Origin of the sequence: Gluconobacter sp. GP1 (genome assembly GCF_032913585.1) — a bacterium.
Classification (GTDB): domain Bacteria; phylum Pseudomonadota; class Alphaproteobacteria; order Acetobacterales; family Acetobacteraceae; genus Gluconobacter; species Gluconobacter cerinus.
The window spans coordinates 57,855-82,045 of record NZ_JASGXC010000006.1; the positions used below are offsets into that span (position 1 = coordinate 57,855).

Annotated in this window: 18 protein-coding genes; 12 read left to right on the forward strand and 6 right to left on the reverse strand. The window is 58.8% G+C overall.

The window, feature by feature from the left end; genetic code table 11:
• Window positions 1-51: 51 nt before the first annotated feature.
• From gltX to R5H23_RS13530, 9 genes are all read left to right on the forward strand, one after another.
• The gene (gene gltX / locus R5H23_RS13490) at window positions 52-1,455 is read left to right on the forward strand and encodes a glutamate--tRNA ligase (RefSeq protein ID WP_317215747.1); all 1,404 of its coding nucleotides are present in this window, start codon (window positions 52-54) and stop codon (window positions 1,453-1,455) included.
• On the forward strand, window positions 1,448-2,389 hold the full coding sequence (locus tag R5H23_RS13495) for an aspartate carbamoyltransferase catalytic subunit (protein WP_317215748.1): 942 nt from the start codon (window positions 1,448-1,450) through the stop codon (window positions 2,387-2,389). Before gltX ends, R5H23_RS13495 begins: the two co-directional genes overlap by 8 nt.
• A complete protein-coding gene (locus tag R5H23_RS13500) occupies window positions 2,386-3,660 on the forward strand; it encodes a dihydroorotase (RefSeq protein WP_317215750.1) in 1,275 nt (424 codons plus the stop codon). The genes R5H23_RS13495 and R5H23_RS13500 overlap by 4 nt, the downstream gene beginning before the upstream one ends.
• Window positions 3,657-4,286, forward strand: a complete 630-nt coding sequence (gene plsY, locus R5H23_RS13505; RefSeq protein WP_317215751.1) for a glycerol-3-phosphate 1-O-acyltransferase PlsY — start codon at window positions 3,657-3,659, stop codon at window positions 4,284-4,286. Before R5H23_RS13500 ends, plsY begins: the two co-directional genes overlap by 4 nt.
• A gap of 41 nt (window positions 4,287-4,327) precedes the next feature.
• On the forward strand, window positions 4,328-5,515 hold the full coding sequence (gene dprA / locus R5H23_RS13510) for a DNA-processing protein DprA (RefSeq protein ID WP_317215752.1): 1,188 nt from the start codon (window positions 4,328-4,330) through the stop codon (window positions 5,513-5,515).
• 20 nt (window positions 5,516-5,535) lie between these two features.
• Window positions 5,536-8,241, forward strand: a complete 2,706-nt coding sequence (topA, locus tag R5H23_RS13515) for a type I DNA topoisomerase (RefSeq protein WP_317215753.1) — start codon at window positions 5,536-5,538, stop codon at window positions 8,239-8,241.
• A 169-nt stretch (window positions 8,242-8,410) separates the two neighbouring features.
• On the forward strand, window positions 8,411-10,105 hold the full coding sequence (locus R5H23_RS13520; protein WP_408874358.1) for a S41 family peptidase: 1,695 nt from the start codon (window positions 8,411-8,413) through the stop codon (window positions 10,103-10,105).
• Between the two features lie 26 nt (window positions 10,106-10,131).
• Window positions 10,132-10,473: a DUF1491 family protein gene (locus tag R5H23_RS13525; protein ID WP_317215755.1), complete on the forward strand. Its 342-nt coding sequence runs from the start codon at window positions 10,132-10,134 to the stop codon at window positions 10,471-10,473.
• A gap of 142 nt (window positions 10,474-10,615) precedes the next feature.
• A complete protein-coding gene (locus tag R5H23_RS13530; protein WP_099213312.1) occupies window positions 10,616-11,764 on the forward strand; it encodes an OmpA family protein in 1,149 nt (382 codons plus the stop codon).
• Between the two features lie 140 nt (window positions 11,765-11,904).
• Here R5H23_RS13530 and R5H23_RS13535 read toward each other — a convergent pair whose 3' ends face one another.
• A complete protein-coding gene (locus R5H23_RS13535) occupies window positions 11,905-12,456 on the reverse strand; it encodes a hypothetical protein (RefSeq protein WP_046900929.1) in 552 nt (183 codons plus the stop codon).
• A gap of 316 nt (window positions 12,457-12,772) precedes the next feature.
• Between R5H23_RS13535 and R5H23_RS13540 the strand changes: the two genes are divergently transcribed.
• From R5H23_RS13540 to R5H23_RS13550, 3 genes are all read left to right on the forward strand, one after another.
• The gene (locus R5H23_RS13540; RefSeq protein ID WP_249203008.1) at window positions 12,773-13,333 is read left to right on the forward strand and encodes a hypothetical protein; all 561 of its coding nucleotides are present in this window, start codon (window positions 12,773-12,775) and stop codon (window positions 13,331-13,333) included.
• 81 nt (window positions 13,334-13,414) lie between these two features.
• Complete coding sequence (parE, locus tag R5H23_RS13545; RefSeq protein WP_046900259.1) at window positions 13,415-15,430, forward strand: DNA topoisomerase IV subunit B; 2,016 nt, start codon at window positions 13,415-13,417, stop codon at window positions 15,428-15,430.
• Window positions 15,431-15,432: 2 nt separating this feature from the next.
• Entirely contained in the window at window positions 15,433-16,329 is an 897-nt protein-coding gene (locus R5H23_RS13550) for a DMT family transporter (RefSeq protein ID WP_046900260.1), read from the forward strand.
• A 19-nt stretch (window positions 16,330-16,348) separates the two neighbouring features.
• Here R5H23_RS13550 and dld read toward each other — a convergent pair whose 3' ends face one another.
• From dld to ileS, 5 genes are all read right to left on the reverse strand, one after another.
• On the reverse strand, window positions 16,349-18,064 hold the full coding sequence (gene dld / locus R5H23_RS13555) for a D-lactate dehydrogenase (protein WP_317215756.1): 1,716 nt from the start codon (window positions 18,062-18,064) through the stop codon (window positions 16,349-16,351).
• A gap of 165 nt (window positions 18,065-18,229) precedes the next feature.
• A complete protein-coding gene (gene mutL, locus R5H23_RS13560) occupies window positions 18,230-20,092 on the reverse strand; it encodes a DNA mismatch repair endonuclease MutL (protein ID WP_317215797.1) in 1,863 nt (620 codons plus the stop codon).
• A gap of 39 nt (window positions 20,093-20,131) precedes the next feature.
• Window positions 20,132-20,707 carry a DUF3035 domain-containing protein gene (locus R5H23_RS13565; protein WP_064274244.1) on the reverse strand — a complete coding sequence of 192 codons (576 nt, stop codon included), beginning with the start codon at window positions 20,705-20,707 and terminating at the stop codon, window positions 20,132-20,134.
• A 49-nt stretch (window positions 20,708-20,756) separates the two neighbouring features.
• Window positions 20,757-21,269, reverse strand: coding sequence for a signal peptidase II (gene lspA / locus R5H23_RS13570; RefSeq protein WP_080951423.1), 513 nt, complete (start codon window positions 21,267-21,269; stop codon window positions 20,757-20,759).
• A complete protein-coding gene (gene ileS / locus R5H23_RS13575; protein ID WP_064274245.1) occupies window positions 21,269-24,115 on the reverse strand; it encodes an isoleucine--tRNA ligase in 2,847 nt (948 codons plus the stop codon). The genes lspA and ileS overlap by 1 nt, the downstream gene beginning before the upstream one ends.
• Between the last annotated feature and the right edge of the window lie 76 nt (window positions 24,116-24,191).

Here is a 24,191-nt window from a genome sequence, read left to right on the forward strand (position 1 = left end):
GGTCGAACGATGCGGATGGCCCGTGCCGCATGACCATGATATGAGAGCCGCATGACCATCCGTACGCGCTTTGCACCCTCCCCTACGGGCCTGCTGCATGTTGGTAATGCCAGGGCTGCTCTGTTCAATTTCCTCTTCGCACGCCATCACGGTGGCGAATTCCTGTTGCGGATTGAGGACACTGACAAGGAACGTTCCACACAACGTGCCGTGGACGTCATCTTTGACGGCCTTGCCTGGATGGGAATTACGGCCGATGCCGAGCCCGTTTTCCAGTCAGCCCGTCAGGACCGCCATACGGAAGTCGCTCTTGAACTTCTGGCCAAAGGCGAAGCCTACAAGTGCTATTGCACGCCAGAAGAACTGACGGCCATGCGCGAGAAGGCCATGGCCGAGAAGCGTCCGCCCCGTTACGACGGCACCTGGCGTGACCGTGATCCGTCCGAAGCGCCGGAAGGTGCGCCTTATGTGATTCGCCTGAAGGCACCGCGTGAGGGCGAGACCGTCATCAAGGATCTGGTACAGGGCGAAGTCCGCGTTGCGAACGTGGAAATGGATGACCTGATCATCCTGCGTTCCGACGGTACGCCGACCTACCTGCACGCCGTGGTCTGTGATGACCATGACATGGAGATCACCCATGTCATGCGCGGTGATGACCATCTGACGAACACGTTCCGTCAGGCCATGATCTATCGCGCGATGGGCTGGGATCTCCCGCACTTCGCCCATCTGCCGCTCATTCACGGTCCGGATGGCGCCAAGCTGTCCAAGCGTCACGGCGCGCAGTCCGTCGTGGACTTCCGCGAGGAAGGCTATCTGCCGGAAGCCCTGTGCAACTACCTGCTTCGTCTGGGCTGGGGCCATGGTGATGCTGAGGTTCTGTCCCGTGAAGAGCAGATCAAGCTGTTCGATCTGGATGGCGTCGGTCGTTCCCCGTCCCGTATGGATTATGTGAAGCTGGCACACCTCAATGGTGTCTGGATGCGTCAGACTGACGATGAGCGTCTCACAAACGACGTTCTGGAGCGTCTGCAAGGCCGTGAAGGCGTTGTTGCTGATGACCGCACGCGTGCCCGTATTCTGGCCATGATGTCCGGCCTCAAGGAACGCGCCAAGACGCTGGTCGAGCTAACGGATAACGCAGCCTTCGCAGGCTTCACACTTCCGCTGACCTTTACGCCCAAGGCTGAGAAGTTGCTGGACGAGAACGGTCGCAAGGTTCTTGAAGGCGTCGGACATGATCTGGCAGCTCTGCCGGATTTCACAGCGGAAGCCATCGACGGTGCCCTCCGCGCCTATGCCGAGAAGAACGAACTAAAGCTCGGCTCTGTGGCCCAGCCGCTACGTGCTGCCATGACCGGATCCACCACGTCTCCGGGCATCGACCTGACGCTGGCCGCTCTTGGCCGTGACGAGGTTCTGGCCCGCATTGCGAGTGTGCTCAGTGCCTGAGCGGCCATCCGTCCCCCGGCATCTGCTGGGAATCGAGGGGCTAACAACGGGGCAAATTGCTCCGTTCCTCGATCTGGCGGAGAGCTATGCACTCCTGAGCCGCTCCCGTTCCGCACCACGTGATGCGCTGCGGGGCCGGACAGTCATCAATCTGTTCTTTGAGGACAGCACCCGTACTCGCACCAGTTTCGAACTGGCAGGCAAACGCCTTGGCGCAGACGTCATTAACATGACGGTCGCGACCAGCTCGGTAAACAAGGGCGAGACGCTGCTGGATACGGCATCCACGCTGAATGCCATGCGCTGCGATCTGCTTGTCGTGCGTCATGGCCAGTCCGGTGCGCCTGCCCTGCTGTCCCAGAAGGTCGAAGCCAGTGTGGTGAATGCTGGCGATGGCACGCATGAACATCCAACTCAGGCTTTATTGGATGCTCTGACCATCCGTCGTCATTTCGGGCGTCTGGAAGGTCTGACCATTGCGATCTGCGGAGATGTGGGTCACAGCCGGGTCGCGCGATCCAATATTCACCTTCTGACCGCAATGGGAAATACGATCCGCCTGGTTGGACCGCCAACGCTTCTACCGTCCGCCATGGCAGAGCTTGGGAACGTCACGCTATATTCGGACATGGACGAGGCCCTGAAAGGCGCAGACGTCGTCATGTCTCTGCGGCTTCAGAAAGAGCGCATGGGCGCTGGTCTTGTACCAAGTTCGCGCGAATATTTCCGCTTTTTCGGTCTGGATAGCCGCCGTCTGGCACTGGCTAACCCGGGCGCGCTGGTCATGCATCCTGGCCCCATGAACCGAGGTGTCGAGATTGCCTCTGATGTAGCGGATTCAGACCAGAGCGTGATTGCCGAACAGGTGGAAATGGGTGTGGCGGTGCGTATGGCCGTTCTTGATCGCCTGTCACGCGCACGGATGCCGTCATGACAAGTACTGTTTTTAAAAATGTCCGCCTCGTTGATCCAGCATCTGGCCGAGATGGCATCGGACGCCTGACGGTTGAAGACGGCCGCATCGCCGCTATCGACAGCCCCGAGACGCCAGAAGGCGCGCGCGTGATTGATGGTCAGGGTGCAGTTCTGTGCCCCGGGCTGGTGGATATGCGTGTTGCCTTGGGTGAACCGGGCTTTGAGTATCGTGAAAGCGTCAAGTCAGGTGCGCGGGCTGCCGTAGCGGGTGGGATTACCACCATGGCCGTTCTGCCTAACACGTCTCCGGCAATCGACAATCCGGCGCTGGTGCATCTTCTGAAGGTGCGCGGCGAAGAGACGGGTATGGTCTCTATTCACCCTTATGGCGCGCTGACGCGTGGCTGCGAGGGCGGAGACATGGCGGAGCTGGGTCTGTTGCAGGACGCAGGCGCCGTGGCGTTCACGGATGGCACGCGTGCCATCACAGACGCCAAGCAGATGCGCAATCTGCTGTCCTATTCCCGCTTCCTTGACGCGCTGGTTGTGCAGCACCCGGAAGAGCCTTCGCTCGCCAAGGGCGCCTGCGCGACGGCAAGTGCGCTGGCGGTCCGTTTGGGTCTACCGCAGGTTCCGGCCGCGGCTGAGGCGATCATGATTGCCCGCGATCTTCGTTTGGCCGAGATGACTGGGGCGAGACTGCATTTCGCGCACGTCTCTACGGCCGAAGGGCTGGATCTGATCCGAACAGCCAAAACACGTGGCGTCAAAGTAACATGTGACACAGCGCCCCCTTATTTCGCCATGACGGAAGAAGACATTGGGGACTTCCGTACCTACGCGAAATTCTCTCCACCGCTGCGTGCAGAATCAGACAGGGCAGCAGTTTGTGCGGCCCTTGCTGATGGTACGATTGATGCCGTGGCATCTGATCACGCCCCGGCAGATGCGGACGACAAACGTCTTCCATTCGCGCAGGCGCGTGCAGGTGGGACAGGTCTTGTCACGCTTTTGGGTGTGACACTGGGCGCAGGGCTGCCTCTGATGGATGCCCTGCGTCTTGTCACCTGTGCTCCTGCCGCTCTTCTGGGCATTTCGGCGGGAACACTGGCAATTGGTCAGGATGCCGATCTCTGCCTGTTCGACCCTGATGCTGTTTGGGAAGTGACGGCTGGCGAACTACCGGGCCGGGCCCAAAATACGCCATTTGATGGTCAGAAGCTGACAGGACGAGTCCTGCGGACCTTCCGACGAGGCCGCGAGGTCTTCACGGCTGAGGGCTTGGCATGACGCTGTCACATCCCAACCTTCTGCTTGTCGCCACAGTCGCGTATGTTATCGGGAGCATCCCGTTCGGGCTGATTTTAACGGCTCTCGGCGGCGGCGGAGACATTCGCCAGATTGGTTCCGGTAATATCGGCGCCACCAATGTCCTGCGGACTGGTCGCAAGGGCTTGGCCGCCGCCACCCTTCTTCTGGATGCTCTCAAAGGGGCGCTGGCAGTTTTTCTGGCGCTTCGGTTCGGTGGTGGCCCGCCGTCACTCGCCATGGCCGTAGCGGCAGTCTCGGTGGTGGTCGGGCACTGTTTCCCCGTCTGGCTGGGATTCAGGGGCGGCAAGGGCGTTGCCACGGGACTCGGGACAATCTGGATTTTGTGTTGGCCTGTTGGTGTGGCGTGCTGCGTTGTCTGGCTCGCCGTAGCGCGGATAAGCCGGATTTCGTCGGCTGGAGCGCTTTCAGCATTTCTTGTCGCGCCGATTTTGATGGTTGTCGTGCTGGGCCGGGGTGCCAGTTCTCCCATTCCTGTCGCGACTTTTCTCATCGCCCTCCTGATTTGGGTGCGACACTATAGCAATATAGTCCGCCTGCTGACGGGCAACGAACCTCAGGTGAACGCCAAGACAAAATCATCCTGATTTTAAGCAACTGTTAATGAAATTCGGATAGGAGCGAAAACATGACGACGTTTTCTACTCCATCGTTCCGGTTGTCTGATCAAGAGCGACTCGACGCGATGCGTCTTGCTCGCACGCCGGGCGTGGGTCCGATCAATTTTTCCAGACTGCTTTGCCAATATGGCAGCCCGACTGCGGCTCTTTCCGCACTTCCTGAACGGATGCGTCAGGCTGGCCGTCTGGATCTTCCGGTTATTCCATCGGCTAACCAGATGGCCGATGAAGTTGAAACCCTCCGGAAAATGGGTGGAAACGTTTTGATCCGGGGAGACGCCAATTATCCCCTGATGCTGTCCTTCATCAAAGACGCTCCACCTGTGCTCTTTGTTCAGGGAGATCCAGCTAAACTCTCTCTGCGCTCTGTCGGCATTGTGGGAGCACGCAATGCTTCTGCTGCGGGCATTCGCATGGCCGAGAGCCTCTCTGCCGAGCTAGCAAACTCGAAAATCTGTGTTGTTTCAGGTCTGGCTCGTGGGATCGATTCGGCTGCTCATGAGGCAGCCCTTTATCCCGGCCTGACGGCGGCGGCTGTCGCTGGAGGGCTGGATCACGTGTACCCGCCAGAAAATGCAAAGTTGCAGGCCAGTATTGCCGAACGCGGGTGCCTGGTGACAGAGGCGCCATTGGGTACCGTTCCCCAGGCGCGGCACTTTCCTCGCCGCAATCGGCTGATTGCCGGGATCTCTCTCGGATGCGTTGTTGTGGAAGCCGCACTGCATTCCGGAACGCTGATTACGGCCAGTCTGGCGATCTCATACGACAGGGAACTCTATGCCGTTCCCGGCTCGCCACTCGATCCCCGGTCTCGCGGCGGCAATGAGCTTTTAAGGCGCGGAGCGACGCTCACGGAAAATGTGCAGGATATTCTTTCTTGCCTCCCTTCCGAGCTCCCGGCTCCCCTTTCACCTCCATGGGTAAAGCAGTCGCACCAACCTGGTATTTTGCAAGGCTTTTCAGAACCTTACACAGCATGGAATGTGAGTACGGAGGATCACTGGGAAGACCCCGATCTTGTACTGTCTGAGGTGCTTCCGCTTCTCTCCATGACACCGGTAACAGTTGACGAGGTGATGCGCCGCTGCCAGTTCTCCGTTTCGGCAGTACTGTCGACACTGACCGAGCTTGAGCTTGGGGGTGTCGTGGAGTTCGTGCCCGGCGGGCGCGTGGCGTTACAGCCGAACAGGAAGTGACGCGGAAGACCGGAGTGGCAATGACAGACGTTGTGGTAGTCGAGAGCCCATCAAAGGCCAAGACGATCAACAAGTATCTGGGAAGCGGGTTTACCGTTCTTGCTTCCTTCGGCCATGTGCGGGATCTGCCGCCCAAGGACGGGAGCGTACGCCCGGACGAGAACTTTGCCATGAGCTGGCAGACGGACGACCGGGGCGCCAAACAGATTGCGGCCATTGCCAAGGCTCTCAAGGGAGCAAAGAACCTCTATCTGGCCACTGACCCGGATCGCGAAGGTGAAGCGATCTCATGGCATGTGCGCAGTGTCCTTGAAGAAAAAAAGCTTCTGAAGGGAATCGACGTTCATCGCGTCACCTTCAACGAAATTACGAAATCTGCCGTCACTGCTGCGATGGCTGGCCCGCGTGAGTTGGATCAGCCTCTGATTGACGCTTATCTGGCCCGTCGTGCGCTGGACTATCTGGTGGGCTTTACGCTGTCGCCAGTGCTTTGGCGCAAGCTGCCGGGCAGCAAGAGTGCCGGCCGCGTGCAGTCCGTAGCACTCCGCCTCATTTGCGAGCGTGAAGCCGAGATCGAGGTTTTCAAGCCGAAGGAATACTGGACCGTTACTGGTGGGTTCAATACTCCGGCGAAAGCCGCTTTTCAGGCGCGCCTCACCCATCTGCGTGGTGACAAACTCGACCAGTTCGATCTCAATAACGAACAGCTGGCCTTTGAGGCTCGTGACATCGTACAGGCCGGTCAGTTCACCGTTCGCTCTGTCGAGCGCAAACGGACAAAGCGCAACCCACCGCCGCCATTCACGACCTCTACGCTTCAGCAGGAAGCCTCCCGCAAGCTTGGCATGAGCGCGCAGACAACGATGCGCACGGCCCAGCAGCTTTATGAGGGCGTGGATCTCGGTGGTGAGACGATCGGTCTGATCACCTATATGCGAACCGATGGCGTCACGATGGCCAAAGAGGCAATTGGTGCGATTCGCGGGCATATCGGCAAGGCGTTTGGGGACGAGTACGTGCCGGATTATCCGCGTGCCTATTCGACCAAAGCCAAGAACGCGCAGGAAGCGCATGAAGCCGTGCGCCCCACGGATGTGTTCCGCACACCTCAACACGTCGCTCATGCGCTGTCTCCTGAACAGCGGCGGCTGTATGAACTGGTCTGGAAGCGCGCGGTTGCGTCACAGATGCAGTCTGCCGAGCTTGATCAGGTTGCAGTTACCCTGGCGGATGCCAGCGGACAAACACTGCTTCGGGCAACGGGTTCGACGATTGCCTTCGACGGCTTCCTGAAGCTTTACATCGAAGGCAAGGATGATTCGAAGGCGGAAGACGACGACGGCAAGCTGCTTCCTGCCATGAAGGAAGGGGACCGCGTCGCGACGACGGCTGTTGATGCTGAACAGCACTTCACCCAGCCGCCGCCGCGCTATTCCGAAGCGTCTCTGGTCAAGAAAATGGAAGAAATCGGCATCGGTCGTCCTTCCACCTATGCCTCTGTTCTGGGCGTTCTGCGGGACCGTAACTACGTTCGACTGGAAGCCAAGCGCTTCCTGCCGGAAGACCGAGGACGCCTTGTCACAGCATTCCTGACGTCCTTTTTCGAGCGTTATGTCGATACTGGCTTCACAGCGTCTCTTGAAGAACAGTTGGATGACATTTCCGGTGGGCGGGCTGACTGGCACGATGTCATGGCAGCCTTCTGGCATGACTTCTCGGCAGCCGTAGATCAGACAAAAGATCTGAAAATCTCGGACGTCATTGACGCTCTAGATGAAGATCTGGGCGATCACTTCTTCCCGCCCAAGGACGACGGTACTGATCCACGGGTCTGCACATCTTGCGGCACAGGCCGTCTGGGTCTGCGTCTTGGCAAGTTTGGCGCCTTCATCGGCTGCTCCAACTATCCGACCTGCCAGTTTACGCGACGTCTGGTCGCTGATGACGGTGCGGATGAGGGCCTCAAGGACGGCATCAAGGTTCTGGGCCAGCATCCGGACACCGGTGAGGACATCACCATTCGTCGTGGGCCCTATGGACTATACGTCCAGCAGGGGGAACCTAACCCGGAAGACAAGAAGGCCAAGCCCAAACGTACAACCATCCCCAAGGGTCTGGACGGCAATACCATGACCATGGAACAGGCTCTGGGACTTCTGTCCCTGCCCCGCCTGGTTGGGATGCATCCGGAAACAGGGGAAAAGATCGAAGCCGGCCTTGGACGGTTTGGGCCCTATGTGAAGATGGGTGCGATCTACGGCACGCTGGACAAGGACGATGACGTCCTGACGGTTGGGCTGAACCGGGCAGTCGACAGCCTGGCGAAGAAGCTCGCCTCCATCCGTAACCTGGGAGCGCATCCCAAGGACGGTGAGCCGGTCATGATCCGCAAGGGTCGTTTTGGTCCGTATGCGCAGCATGGCCAGTTGATTGCCAATCTGCCCAAAGATCAGGACATGAATGACATCACGCTCGACGCTGCGGTGGCACTCCTGGCTGAGAAGGGCAAACCTCTGAAGGGGGGCGCCAAGAAGACCACTGCGAAGAAGGCTCCTGCCAAAACGGCAAAAAGCAAAAAAACTTCGGATGTGGATGCAACTTCTGGCGAAGAAGCTCCAAAGAAAAAGACGACCCGCGCCACAACAAAAACTTCGACGGCGCGGAAAACAGCCGGATCCGCAACGAAAAAGCGGAAAACGGCAGCAGACTCTTCCTCGGAAGCCTGAAGCGTTACTCTGGAGGGGGTGTGACCTGGTTGCACTCCTTCCAACAATGTCATTGGTGTGTCTTTACCGGGGCCGAAGTTTGTGGCGTGGTCAAAAGATGGATGGGGTAACCACTTCCTTCTTTCCGCCTCTCCTCAAGGACCCCTCTTTGCGCCATGCCGCACGTCCCATGATCCTGTTTCTGTCGCATATTCGCGAGACGGCGTGCCGCCCGGTTCTTATCCTCAGCCTTCTCACACTGGCGCTGGGAGGAAGTGTCCAGCCTGCTCTTGCCCAGACGCAGGCCACGCCATCAAGCAGCACACCTACAGCACCTGAAGCCGCTCCGGCCTTTGCTGGTGGAATGACTAGGGACGTTCTTGTCGCCGCCCTTGGGTTTCTGGCGCCACGAACCCTTGATGCCCATTCCGCGAGGGAATTCTGTATCTGGGGACTGGATGGGCTAACGGCGATTGATCCCACAATTATCGTGACAACGAACCCTGCTGAGGATCGTGACGGTCAGCATATTCCTGAAACCGTGACAATCACGCGGGGGCAGAAGGCTTTCTTCAAGCATCCCCTCCCCGCTGATACCAGCCGAACCGGATGGGCCGATCTTGTAACTGCCGCCATGGACGCTGCCTGGTCCCACTCATCCACGATCCGGGAGGCAGGTGATGATGCCCTGCTGCAAGGGTTCTTTGATGAACTGTTCAACCACATGGACCCGTATTCACGGTATCTGGGACCGACCCCGGCGGTTGCGGACCGAACACGCCGTACCGGCCAAAGCGGCACTGTAGGCCTGACACTGGGACAAAAAGGTCATTCGATTGTTGTGACGGCTGTTAATGCCAATGGACCGGCCTGGGAGGCTGGGGTGGACATGGGACAGCGTCTGGTGTCGGTGAATGGAAAATCTACGCACGGACAGTCTCCTGATACAGTCCAGAGCTGGCTGGACGGCGATGAGCGCACAGCCGTATCTCTGGCCCTGGCCTCCAAGGGGAAACGTCCGGCGACCTTGAAGCTGATGAGAGCGCAGGTCCCGCCCGAGACTGTTTTTGCATCTACGGTGGATGCCTACACGCTTCTGAGGATCTCTTCCTTTTCGACCCAGACGGCTGAGGAAATCAGCCAGTATCTCGATCAGGTGGTGGAAGATGATACACCCGATGGCCCTGGTGCCACGCAGGCAGCAGGCAAAGCAAAGCGCCCTGCGGGGATTATCATTGATCTGCGCGGGGATCGTGGCGGCGTTCTTCAACAGGCTGTTACGGCTGCCGCCCTGTTCCTCGATCATGGCGTAGCAGTCACGACGCATGGCCGCGATCCTCAGGCCAATCACATCTGGGCCGTTCAAGGCGGCGACATGACAAGTGGAGCGCCAATTGTCATTCTCGTGGATGGCCGCACAGCAAGTGCAGCGGAAATTCTTGCCGCCGCCTTGGCCGATCATCGCCGCGCCGTCGTCATTGGCAGCGAGACCTTGGGCAAGGGCCTGGTTCAGGTGATTGGCCAGATGCCCAATGGCGGCGAACTGTTCGTGACATGGAGCCGAAATCAGGCCCCGCTGGGTTGGCCCATTCAAGGTCTGGGCGTCATGCCACAGGTTTGCACCTCCCGGGGGAGCGATGACCTGCATGCCCAGCTTGACGCCCTGAAAAACGGGAATGCCCCGCAGGCAGGCGCTGTTCAGATGGCTCGGGCAGCGCGCTACCCCGTTCCTGTTGCCCGAATTCTGGACATTCGACGTCATTGCCCGGCAGCGATCGGGACAGACGCAGACATGGACACGGCAAGATTCATGCTATCTTCTGCTTCGGCCTACAAGGCAGCACTTGAAGCTGTCCCAGACGAAAATACCGCACCTCTGCACTAACTTTTCAGGATATGGACGGAACTTTCATGGGTGCACGTTTAAAAACAGGTCTCTGGGTGCGCGCCGTGATGCGACGGATTTCTTCCGACGGCACGTCCGCCATGGTCCTGAAAAAGGGTGATGAGGATGCCGGAGCCGTCCTGATCGTTCTCAGGGACCGCGACAACAATGTCGCCCTCCTCCGTGAAAATGGTTCTGACTGGATTCGGGCCGACGTCGAAGGTGCTGCCGGACTGGAAGACTATCTGGAACGCCAGCGTCGTTATGATCCGGACCTCTGGGTCATTGAACTGGAAGTCCGGAATGTGGCCACGCCGCTGGAACGAACACTCGGTTCGCGTCGCGCAGATCTGGACGTGATGCACTGAACTGTGGGAGGGAGGACACACTGGGCGACGAACATGCCCATTGTGAAACTTTCGCATCACCCATTAAAGGGTTCGGCGCGTTGCCATCGCCTGTAGTTTCGGCAAGAAGACTTTCAAATTGGGTTGGTTGGAGAGAAATGACATGATGCAGCGATCCGTTTTCAGGACCTGGCTTGCCCGGGCCGGGCTCACTGCAGGCGTTTCGATGCTGGTCATGGGGGCCGCAGAGGCGCAGCCGGTCAGGGGACTGTACGTTTCCGGGTCTGGCGGCGCGAGCTTCAACCAGGATCAGACAGTCCGTCTTTCTCCTGTCTTCCCGAGCGGCCGTGACCATTATCAGGCAGGCGTCACGGGACTCGGCAGCGTTGGCTGGGGCCTCGGAAACGGGTTCCGGGTCGAGGTTGAGGGAAATTACCGCAACAATCGTCTCCAGCAGTTCAAGAGCAGCCTATTCCCGTCGTCTGTTGGTGGTCGCCAGCAGAGCTACGGCGTGATGGCAAATGCCCTGTTCGACATGGATATCGGCCAGTCCTGGGTTTATCCGTATTTCGGCGCAGGCGTAGGCTACGGCTGGCAGTCCATGAACACCTATGTTCATGCGCCTAGCGGTGCATTCGACCAGCACGTCACGGGTACGGCAGGAAACTTCGCCTATCAGGGCATTTTCGGGTTGTCGTTCCCTGTTCCCTGGGTGGTTGGTCTCTCCGCCACGACAGAATACCGTTTCTACTCCCTGCTTGGGCCTAACGGTCATCACGCTACGGCGACAGGCGTTTACGGCGGCTGGGATCAGAAGCAGGCTTATGGCTCTTCCACGGGCAACCGCGATACCCGCACGAACTTCAATCACTCGCTGCTCCTAGGCCTGCGTTACGAATTCAACCCGGCTCCGCCGCCTGCACCACCAGCTCCAGCAGTGATTGCTGCGCCCGCGCCAGCCCCGACACGCACGTATCTGGTCTTCTTTGACTGGGATTCGGCTGCTCTGAGCGAACGTGCGAAGTCTGTGGTTGCTGAAGCTGCCAAGAATTCCACTTCGACCCAGGTCACGCATATTGAAGTCAGCGGATATACGGACACGTCCGCTGCCCAGCCAGGTGCACGCGGTCAGGCCTACAATCTCGGCCTCTCCAACCGTCGCGCCGAAAGTGTGAAGGCTGAGCTGATCCGTGACGGTGTGGCAGCTGGCCTCATTTCAACACAGGGCTTTGGCGAGGCTCACCCCCTCGTCCCGACAGGCCCGAATGCTCGTGAGCCTCAGAACCGCCGCGTTGAAATCGATTTCAAGTAAGGTTTAGCCTTACTGTTTAAACGGCCTTGAAAGTCGGCGCCCTTGACTGGGTGCCGGCTTTTTTCATGTCTGATCTGGTAAAAACGATACAAAAAAAGCGGGGATAAACCCCGCCTTTTTCGTCACGAAGCTAAAGAGCTTCAGTGCTTGCGACGTGTCGTCTGACGCGTAGCTGTCTTCTTTTTCGTGGTGGTTGTAGCAGCCTTCGGCGTCGGTGCCGTAACAGCAGGCTTGGCAACAACAACGCCGGTCGCGTCCACAGTGATGTGTACAACGAGGTGTTCGCGCTTCTTGCCACCACCTGGGATCAGTTCCGCCGTGAACGTGTCTGCGCCAGCATAGGCCGTTGCAGGGGTATAGTTCACGTAGGTGTGGCCATCGTAGTTGTAGAGGAAAGCCTTGCCGTGTGACGGCGCAGGATTCACACCGAAGGAGGAATAGCTGCTGCCGAAGGATTTCTGCACGGAGATCGCGCAGAGGCCATCGTCACTGCGAACGGTCATGTCCACGTTCATCGTGCCATCAGCGGCGGTTGTAACCGGCGAGACGTGGCAGACTGCAGAAACCTTCTGGTAGCCGAAGGGGTTCGGCGTCACAGAGCGTTGAACGATCGCCTGCTGTGCGCAGCCGGAAAGAAGCAGGGAAAAGGCAAAGGCCGATCCCAGGGTAATGACGGAACCTCGCAGGCGCACGGTCAACTCCAACGCTCGTGACAGACTTAATGCCGCGCTTCCCGCGACAAGATAGACGTTCGCATGTAGAACAGGACGAGGCGGGGTGAAAGCCTGTCCGTCTCCCTTAAGCGCACTTTCAGGGCTTTTTCTGCGGTCGGCGCGATAAATTACAATTGAGAACGCGAACGCCCATTTTCCGCCACGAAATTATGTTGCAGGTAAAGAGCTTGCCGCACGTTTCTCACATGCGGATTCATCTTTCCGCGGGCCGCAAGCCCGGATTATGCTGTCTGTCTGTTTCCGGCCATCAGTCCCGGCCTTGTGGAGTTTGTCGATGCCTTCGTTTTTCCGTCGTTCCTTCGTCCGTCTGGCTGGTGCTGGCCTGGCGTGCACAACACTGTTTGCCGCTCATGCCACGCCAGCTTTCGCAGCTGAGTGCGGCAACTCCCCGGCTCATGAAGCTTTTGACGTCGCGGGCCTGAAGTCCGAACTGATGGTAACGGCTCTCTCCTGCAAGTCGCAGGATCGCTACAACGCGTTCGTTGCCAAGTTCCGCCCGTCCCTTCTGGACGCGGAAAAGCGCCTTGATGGCTATTTCCGCACCACATACGGCCGCCGCGCTCAGGCAGCTCACGATGATTACATCACGCAGCTGGCTGATGTGCAGTCCCTTGGCGGCCTGAAGTCCGGCACAGTCTTCTGTGAACAGCGCACAGCCATGTTCGATGAGATTGATGCACTTGAAACAGGTTCCGACCTGGCTCACTACGCCGAAGCCAAAGATGTCGCCCAGCCTGCGTCCTATGAGAGCTGTGCAGCACCTGCCACGGTTGACCGTCGTCCGCGCCATGGCACAACCAAAAGCACCACGACGCGTCGCACGCACCGCGCCTGATCTGCTGCCAAAAGTCAGTCGTTCTGTTCCATCCGGAAGCGTTCTCTTGACGTTCCGGACTGGGGCGGCGACAACGCAGACATGAGCGATCTGTTCGAGTCAGGCAAAGCAGGAAATACCAAGGCGACTGGCGGCCGCAAAGGCGCCGTCAACACGGATTATGGCGCACAGGATATCGAGGTCCTTGAAGGACTGGAGCCTGTTCGTCGTCGCCCTGGAATGTATATCGGTGGCACGGATGATAACGCCTATCATCACCTTGCCTCCGAAATTCTCGATAACGCCATGGATGAAGCCGTAGCCGGCCATGCCAGTAGCATCGAAATGCGATTGGAAGGCCCACGGACACTCATGGTGCGCGATAACGGCCGTGGCATCCCAACGGACCCTCACCCCAAATTCCCGGATAAATCCGCGCTGGAAGTGATCTTCACGACGCTTCATGCGGGCGGAAAATTCTCTGGCAAGGCGTATGATACGTCTGGCGGCCTACATGGTGTCGGCAGTTCGGTTGTCAACGCGCTTTCCGACAAGCTTGAAGTGGAAGTCGCCCGGGACCGGGTACTTTATCGGCAGGATTTCTCCCGTGGTGTGCCGCTTGGCCCGTTAGCCGAAGTCGGCAAGGCTCCCAATCGCCGAGGCACCACGGTTCGCTTTTCGCCTGATCCGGAAATCTTCGGGAATCTTCATTTTTCCGCATCCCGCCTATACCGGCTCTGCTGCTCCAAGGCCGCCCTGTTCCGTGGCGTCATCATTCAGTGGAAATGTGATCCGGAGCTGATCAAGGCTGGCGACGAAACACCAGTCGAAGCCACGATCCAGTTTCCGAACGGTCTGGAAGATGCCCTGACGGCAGAACTCGGTGCCAACCCTGATCTGTTGACGCCACTTTGGGCCGGAGAAGCTGAGCTTCCTCTGGCAGCCGACGGCCGGACAGGTGGCAAAGTGGAATGGGCTGTCGCGTTTCTGGAAGCTGGCACATCCACACTCACCTCCTACTGCAACACGATTCCCACGCCGCAGGGCGGCACGCATGAAGCGGGCTTCCGAGCCGCTCTGGTTAAGGGTTTCCGTTCCTGGGGGGACCAACGCAAGGTCAAACGCGCAGCAGCGATTACGGCTGAAGATGTTCTTGGCGCCGTTGCGGCCAAGCTTTCTGTCTTTATTCGTGACCCGCAGTTTCAGGGTCAGACCAAGGACAAACTGACCAATCAGGAAGCCTCGCGTCTTGTAGAAGGCGCCCTGCGTGACCGAATCGACCATTGGCTCGGCGGGAACCCGCAGCAGGCCGATAATCTTCTGGCATTCATGGTGGAGCGCGCTGAAGAGCGTTTGCGCCGTCGTGAAGTCAAGGAAACGGCGCGAAAAAGCGCGACCCGCAAACTGCGCCTTCCCGGCAAGCTGACAGACTGCACCCGCGAGAACGCCTCCGAGACCGAACTGTTTCTGGTCGAGGGCGAATCGGCCGGTGGCTCTGCGCGCCAGGCACGTGACCGGGAAACGCAGGCTGTTCTGCCACTACGCGGCAAGATTCTGAACGTCGCCTCCGCCACCGCCGACAAGCTCCGCGGAAATCAGGAACTCCGTGACCTGACGGAAGCTCTTGGCTGCGGTCTGGGGTCGTCTTTCGACATCAGCCGCCTGCGCTATGGCCGCGTCATCATCATGACAGACGCTGACGTCGACGGTGCGCATATCGCCTCCCTTCTGATGACGTTCTTCTATCGCGAAATGCCGGAACTGATCCGGCATGGGCATCTGCATCTGGCTCAGCCGCCGCTGTATCGCCTGACGCATGGGGCAAAGACGGTCTATGCGATGAACGATCAGGACCGTGACAAGCGCATCAAGGCGGACTTCAAGTCCAATGCGAAGGTTGAGGTGTCCCGATTCAAGGGTCTGGGCGAGATGCCTGTGAAGGACCTCAAGCAGACGACGATGGACCCTGCACGCCGGACGCTTCTGCGAGTGGTCGCTCTTCCTGAAGATCGCGCGCTGACAAGTGAACGCGTGGAAAGCCTCATGGGGCGCAAGCCGGAACTCCGATTCCGCTTCATTCAGGAGCATGCCCGTTCCGTCGAAGATCTTGACGTCTGAACGTGACCACTGGTGTGCAGCCTGTTGAAAAATACGGACAACTCAAGGCGGTAGGGCTACTGATCGGGGGGATATCCTCCTTCCAGATCGGCGCCACTCTGGCGAAGGGGCTTTTTCCGCTCTTTGGGCCAACCGGGATGGTGGGGCTGCGTGTCTGCATGGCCGCACTCATTCTGCTGGCCATCTGGCGCCCGACTCGCATGACTCTGACACCAGCAGCCCTGAAGCTGTTGCTGCCTTATGGCGCGTCTGTCGCGGTCATGAACTTCTGCTTCTATGTGGCGCTGGTTCGCCTGCCATTGGGAATCGTGGTTGCACTTGAATTCACGGGCCCGCTAACGCTCGCACTTGCTGGATCACGTCGCTGGCTCGACCTGTGCTGGGTACTCTTTGTGATTTCCGGACTGTATCTGCTGCTACGCCCAGAGACGGCAGCCGTGGCCGGATCTGCCCATGCCCTGGATATATTCGGAGTCTGTGCAGCACTCCTGAGTGGCTGCGGGTGGATCGTGTACATCCTCACAGGCACACGCATGGGGAAGATCCTGGATGCGGGGCAAGCGACAACACTGGGTATGGCGACGGCGGGGATTTTTCTTCTCCCCTGCCTGATTCCCACAATTCCCACCGTCATCACGCATCCGTGGCAGGGTGGAGCGGCCCTCAGCGTAGCCGTTCTTTCCTCGGCCGTGCCTTATATCCTCGACATGATGGCCATGCGTCGACTTCGGCCGAAAGATCTTGGAATTCTGCTGAGCATGGAGCCCATGCTCGGCGCCGTTTCAGGCTGGATCTTTCTGGGCGAAGCGCTGTCGATCACGCGATGGGCAGGCGTTCTGTGCATCGTTGTTGCGTCTCTCGGCAACGTTCTCACAGCCCGGAAAGCCACTCTGCACTGACTTTCCGGGCAAAGGATAATCAGACGCTTTCAGCGACCCAGTTCCGGCGTTTGGTGGCTTTGCCAATACCCGGATTGAAGCAGTTGCATGGGTCCAGACTGCGATAGTGTTCGATCATCTCTTCCGGCGCATCATAAAGATGACCAACGTTATGCTCGGCAGGATAACGGGCGCCCCGGGCTTCCAAACCTGGCAGCATGGAGTGCTCCACGGCCATGGCGTTGTAACCCTTTTTCACCACGTAATCCTGATGCATCACGTGGCAGAAAAAGTGGCCGTAGTAGAGTTTGACGATAATCTTGTCTTCAATCTCTTTCGGCAGGGTTTCAAACCACTCCCGGTCATTGCGGCGCAGCGCCACATCAAGAGCAACAATGTCTTCTGCCGTCTTTGAATGAACGGCACGGTAACGGATGGCCGCTCCGGCTGCGGCAAAGCGATGAAGGAAGGCCAGCTTGCCTTCTTCCGGGGTGCAGGCAAAGAAATCGCCAGACGTTTTTGAGTGCCAGTCTTCAAGATACGCTTTGACGGGCGCTGCAAGCTCCGCCGATACCTTGAGCATGAGATGATGCTCGAAACGATCCCGGAAATCACACATGCGTGCCGGAAGCTGCTTGGGAATGATCTTGCTGAATGCCTGAAGCAACAGGTCACTCAGGCGGCCTGAAATGCCTGGGATGCGCTGTACGGCAATATCGAACCGGGATTTCAGACCGAAGAACGTGGGCAGGAACCGTGTGCCCATGTAGCGAATGATGGCCGTCGTGTCCTTGCCATACACCTCGGCAATATTGAACGCGTCGCGATGGATATATTCTCCGGCGATTGGCAACTCATCGAAGCTTGTGAGGATATGACGACGCAAGTCTTCCAGATCCTGCGTGCTGTTGGTCCCGATGTAGAATACTGCTGGATTCTTATTGGCCTTGAAGGTGTCGAGGCGAACGGCAAACACAACCAGCTTTCCCGCGCATCCAGCGGCTTCGTGCCAGCGGTTGGGGTCCGCATTAAAGCGTGCAGGCGTTTCAGCATCCACGTCCCGCACATGCTGGGCGTAACCAGCGTCATGGCCGCGGCCCGCGTTCCAGTCGATAGCGCTATCCGGAAGCTGCCCAGCCTGGACGGCGGAGAGAATCTGCTCCGGATCACCCGCGAGGCGGATTCCGAGATGGTTGACGAGATGGAGTTTCCCATCTGCCCCCATCTGACCGAACAGGGCCATTTCCGTGAAAGCAGGCCCGCGCTGGACCAGAGCGCCACCGGAATTGTTACTCACACCGCCAAGAACGGAGGCACCGATACAGGATGAGCCAATAACCGAGTGGGGCTCGCGGCCAATCTTGGCGAGCTTCTCTTCCAGATCATGTAGGGTCGAGCCAGGAAGACAAACAACCTGCCGCCCCTCACCGATCAGGTGGATGCCATCCAACCGGTTCGTGCTGATGATGACGATCTCGCGGTCGTAGTCATTGCCGTCTGGTGTAGAGCCACCGGTCAGGCCAGTGTTAGCGGCCTGCATGATGATGATCTTGCCACTTTCAGCACAGAGCTTGGCAGCTTTCCACAGTTCAACAAGGTTTCCTGGCTGTAGAACGGCCAGCACATCGCCGAGCCCAAACCGGTATCCTTTACGGAAGCGATAAGTCGCGTTGGGCTTGGTCAGAACATGACGACGGCCAACGACCGAACGAAGGGCATCAAGGAAAACCGTGTTCCCGCTGGAGCTGGCCGGCATGTCTGTATTCTTCCTTCAACGTTTCTGGCGTTGCTACCTTCAAAGCGCAGCCAGCGGACTCCATGGTTCCAAAATTTACGCCTGTTCAGCGACAGGCTTACAGACACACCCGCAAGAGCGCGCCGTCCATGCCTCAGATCAAGCAATGGGATCACAATCGGGCGACTATTTAATACGCCCGAAAAGACGCTCGATCTCGCTACGCGTCAGTTTTAACCAGGTTGGACGGCCGTGCGAACAGGTATTGGCGCGCGGAGTACGCTCCATTTCCCGCAAAAGGGCATCCATTTCTTCCGGTTTCAGGCGTCGGCCCGCGCGAATGCTTCCATGACAGGCCATCCGGGCCAGAATGGCATCCAGACGATTGGAAAAACTATCCGTATTGCCAGCATCCAGATCCGGATCATTGGCGAGTTCGTCCGCCACATCCCGCAGAAGGCCCTGAACGTCCTTTGTGCCGAGAAGGGCGGGGACTGATCGGAGCAGCACGCTCCCTGCACCAAAGGATTCGAGGTCTATCCCCAATCTGGACAGATCTTCAGACCGTGCCAGTAGAGCCTCAGCATCCCGCCGGGGCAGATCCACGACTTCAGGCAGCAGGAGCGCCTGAGACCGTAGAGTCCCGCTGGCATACTGTTCTCTCAGACGCTCATGGGTCAGACGCTCATGAGCCGCATGCTGATCCACGAGAACCAGATCCCCATCAGGGGCAACGGCAATAATATATGTGTCAAAGACCTGAGCCACCGAAGCGCCAAGCGGAAAAGAGGCGTCAAGATGCTCTGGGACAGGTTGGGGCGCACGCGCAGCCGGCGCAAAACCGGCCTCCTGCTCAGCAAAGCCCGATCGATCGGGAGCGAATGGCGCTCCCTTTGACACACTTAAGGGCAACGATGCTGCTGGCTCTGCCCGGAAATCTTTGAAAGAGGGCAGTTCAACAGGAACGTCTGGCCGCGACGGATAGGAAATTGAGGGACGTGCTGGACGTGACCCAAAGCTGGCGTGGATTCCGCCTCCGCCACTGGACCCGTGACCGAGTGCCCGACCCAAACCGCCAATAACGAGCGCACGGACTTCAGCTTCATCCGCAAAACGCAGTTCTGTCTTGGCAGGATGTACGTTCACATCCAGTCGCTCCAGAGGCACCTTGAGATGAAGAGCCATCACCGGAAAACGTCCACGTTCAATGACGGGACGATACGCCACACGAATGGCTGTCCGCAGCATGGGATCTGTAACCGGGCGGTGATTGACCATGATGAACTGGCCCGAACCGGTAGCCTTGGTTTTGGCAGGGCCACATGCAAAGCCGGACAGGCGTATATGGCCGCGCTGTTCATCAAGCGGGATCAGCGTGTCGGGTGTTGTCTCCAGAACCGTTGCCGTCCGGGCGATGGGGCTCTGTTCGGGCAGGTCAAACAGGACCTTGTCGTCCAGTGTGACGCGCATGGCGCAATGCGGCGCGCTCAGAGCCAGCCGCCGCATGACCGATTCGGCATGACTGTTTTCAACACGCGGGCTTTTAAGAAATTTGCGTCGCGCAGGGGTAGCGAAGAAGAGATCCGTAACGACAATCCGCGTGCCCACCGGACCGGACGATGGGTGTGGCGGCGTAATGACGCCTCCATCGACACGAATGCACCAGGCTGTGTCAGATTCGGCTGTTCGGGATGTAATGGAAAGGCGCGCGCTTGCCCCAATGGATGGCAGGGCTTCTCCACGGAAACCAAGCGTGCGGATCTGAACGAGACGTTCGTCCTGCAATTTGGATGTGCAATGGCGCTGGACAGCCATGTCCAGCTCTTCCGGCGTCATGCCGCAACCATTGTCCGTGACATCAATACGATCTGTGCCGCCAGCGCGAAGGGCGACCACAAGGCGTGTGGCGCCAGCATCAATCGCGTTCTCGACAAGCTCTTTCAGAGCCGCAGCCGGGCGTTCAATCACCTCACCCGCCGCAATCAGATCAACAACATGACCTGAAAGCCGACGGATGACCGGGCGTACAAGGGAATTTTTCTCAGACAGGATGGTGACTCACAATCCTGAAGGCAGGGAGAGTGCTGTTTACAGCACGCCCAGAAAGTGACCGCTCTTTTTCTTAACGGTCGGGGTAGCGCCTGTTGCAGGGTTACGCCCCAGAGCAGAGTTCTCACGAATACGGCGGTTTTCAGCGTCCCCGTCGACCACGGAGCCAGCCTGGCCGCCCTTCCAGAACATCAGGTTATCAACGAAGCCAGCATCGGCAGCACCAAGTTCGGCATTGTTGGGAGCACCCGAAGCCTTATCCACCTGGCCAACCAGCGCGGACTGGCCGCTGCTGTTTTCACCGTTGAATGGGTGAAGGGCTGCATCCGGAGATAGCGTTTCAAGAGCCTGCATCCGCGGGCTCTCGTCCGGACGGTGCGCGTCGGCAGCGCCAGGAAGCTGCATCTTCTCTGTAGGCGGCATGGACAGCGGAGCACGCGTCGTGACGGTGTACTCGTCTGGCATGTAGCGTTCCATGCCGAAGGCCCGCTCCAGATCGCTGCCTGAGCAACCAGACAGCATCAGGCCGAATGAAGCAATTGCACCCATCTGTACGCTGAGACGGGCAACTGGAAGACGGTTACGGCGCATTGAGGGACCCTGGGACGCGATCATGATGGGATAGTCCTACAGTCCACGCAGCGTGGGGGCAAGCTCCCCTTGCTCACTGCGGCTGGCTGTTACGTTCAGCAAGAAGAGAGTCGATCAGCCAGACGGCCACTCCGCACACAATCCCGGCATCGGCAATGTTGAAGACATACCATGACCAGCCGAAGGCATGAGCATGGAGAAAATCTACAACAGCGCCGTACCGCAGGCGGTCAATGACGTTACCGATGGCCCCACCTGCGATGGCCCCGCAGGCGCCGGCAACCAGTGTTCGGCGCGTCTTTGTCATGGTCCAGACCAGCAGGCAGACAGCCAGCAGCGAGACCGTGCAGAAGACCAGAGGCCCTTTGCTGCCCAGACCACCAAACATTCCAAACGTCACAGCATGGTTCCAGACCATAGTGAAGTTCAGGAATGGGAGGATCTGGACGGACCCTTTCTCGGGCAGATTATAACCGTAGAGAATCCAGTCCTTGCTGGCCTGATCCAGAACGAGGACCAGAACCAGCAGGGCGAGCCCGAGAACCAGCCGCCCCATACGGCTCATACCTTCCTGCCAAAGGGACATCAGGCACTCACCACACTGACGCAGCGACGGCACAGAGCCGGATGCTCGGCGTTTTCACCCACATCCGGAAGCACCTTCCAGCAACGGGCACATTTATGACCCGGCGCACGCTCGACTTCCGGGCCACCGTGAACTGTTTCGCCCGGAAGAAGTTCGATCTCCGCGTGGGACGTGATGAGCAGCTCTGCCCAGTCAATTCCGGTAAGAGACGCTGCCTCTTCCTGTGAGATCGGAAGCGTCACACTGGCTTCCAGAGAGGCGCCGATGACGCCATCACGGCGGGCTGTTTCCAGCTCGGTCGTGACAAGGCGGCGGTAGGCGCGGATCTCGTCCCAGTTGGCGCCCAGTTCCGGGTTGTTCCACTCGGCATCAGGCTCAAAGAACTGCTCCAGATGGATGCTGCTCTCTTCACCGAAACGGGCGCTCCAAGCTTCTTCTGCTGTGAAGACCAGAACGGGTGCCAGCCAGGTGCAGAGCGCACGGTGCAGTGCATCCAGAACCGTGCGGGAGGCGCGGCGCGTCAGATCAGAAGGAGCGTCGCAGTAGATCGCGTCCTTACGGATGTCGAAATAGAAGGCGGACAGATCCGTCGTGCAGAAACCATGCAGGGCCGGATAGACACCCACCCACTGGTGCGTCTCGACGGCCGTGCTGATCAGGCCGCGCAGTTCCGAGAGACGGTGCAGGATATACTGCTCCAGCGGCGGCATTTCAGCGTAGGGGACAGCCTCTTCTTCCGTAAAGCCATCCAGCGCGCCCAGCAGCCAGCGCAGGGTGTTGCGCAGGCGACGGTACAGTTCGCCCTGCTGCTTCAGGATCTCGTTGCCGATGCGCAGATCTTCATTCGTGTCGGAGTTCAGCACCCACAGGCGCAGAATGTCGGCGCCCAGTGAGTCCGTGACGTCTGCCGGGGCAATGACGTTCCCGAGCGACTTGGACATCTTGCGGCCCTGTTCGTCCAGCACGAAGCCGTTCGTCACAAGGGCTTTATAGGGGGCGACGCCGCGTGTACCGACGCTTTCCAGCAGGGACGACTGGAACCACCCGCGATGCTGATCAGAGCCTTCCAGATAAACGTCTGCCGGGAAATTCAGGCCTTCCTGCCCCAGAACGAACTGATGCGTGGAGCCGGATTCAAACCACACGTCCACAATATCGAAGACCTGTTCGTAGTCTGCCGGGTCACGGTTTGGACCAAGGAAAACAGCCGGGTCTGTGTCGTACCAGACGTCCGCACCCTTTTCGTGGAAAGCCTTGACGATCCGGTCCATGACGTCTGCATCACGCAGGACTTCACCGCTTCGCTTCTCGACGAAAACGGCAATCGGCACGCCCCAGGCGCGCTGACGGGAGATGCACCAGTCCGGACGCTGCTCGACCATGGATGTCAGGCGGCGACGGGCAGCCTCAGGCACGAAGGTGACAGGATCAAGCGCCTTGAGAGCCTTCTCACGCAGCTTCGTTTCCCCATCCATCGCGATGAACCATTGAGGTGTGGCGCGGAAGATGATCGGGGCTTTGGAACGCCAGGAATGCGGATAGGAATGACGGATCTTGCTACGCGCCATAAGACCGGTCGCTGGTGCGTCATCATGTTCACCAGCCTGGCGGGCTTCCGTCAGCAGATCGCAGACCGGGTCAGCCGCTTTGAAAACATGGATGCCTTCGAGATGCGGAACCCATGACGCGTAGCGACCGTCATCCTGCACCAGTTCTGGCACTTCAATGCCGAACTGGCGGCAGACGATAAAGTCATCCTGACCATGAGACGGCGCCATGTGAACAAGGCCCGTACCAGCATCTGTCGTGACGAAATCGCCCGGAAGCATCGGCACGTCATATTCGTAACCACGACCACGCAGCGGATGAGCGGCAATAGCGCCTTCCAGCGCGCTGCCGGGCAGCGTGTAAAGAATGTGGTGCGCGCTGATACCGGTTTCGGCGCAGAAGGCCTCAACACGGTCTTCCGCGATCAGCAGGCGCGCGCCCTGCGGCACAACGCTGGCTTCCGTGATCTCATCAGCACGCAGAACCACGTAGGTGATGTCCGGACCGTAAGCGAGCGCGCGGTTGGCTGGAATGGTCCACGGCGTTGTGGTCCAGATAACGGCTGAGACGCCATCAAGGGCGTCACCTGGCGTCGGGTCCTTGATGATCGGGAAGGCAACGAAGATCGTGGTAGAATCAACGTCGTGGTATTCGATCTCGGCTTCGGCCAGCGCGGTCTTCTCGACGGGGCTCCACATAACAGGGCGGAGGCCCCGATACAGACCGCCATTCAGCAGGAACTTGCCGATTTCTCCAACGATTTTGGCTTCAGAGCTGTAGTCCATCGTGACGTAACGATTGGCCCACTCGGCCTGAACACCAATGCGTTTGAAGTCTTCTGCCTGCTTGCTCACCCACTCGGCGGCATACTGGCGACACTCTGCACGGAACTGGAGCAGGGGAACCTGATCCTTGTCCTTGCCAGCCTTGCGATACTGTTCCTCGATCCGCCATTCGATCGGCAGACCATGACAGTCCCATCCCGGCTGATAGCGGACTTCGAAACCGGACATGCGATGCGCACGGTTGATGACGTCTTTCATCACCTTGTTCAGCGCATGACCAATGTGAATGTGCCCGTTGGCATACGGAGGGCCGTCGTGCAGCGTGAAGACCGGGCGTCCCTTCCCTTCCTCACGGATTTTCCCGTCCAGATCCATAGCCGCCCAGCGGGCAAGCGTCTCGGGCTCACGCTTCGGCAGGCCACCCCGCATGGGGAAGCCGGTGCGCGGCAGGAACACAGTATCGCGGTAGCGATCCTGCTGTTCTTTGAAGGTCGTATCGGACTTGTCGGACATGGGACGGGCCAACTTTGGTCATTCACACAAAATAAGGGGGACCATATGGAGATTGGGCGGGGATGTGGTCAAGTCT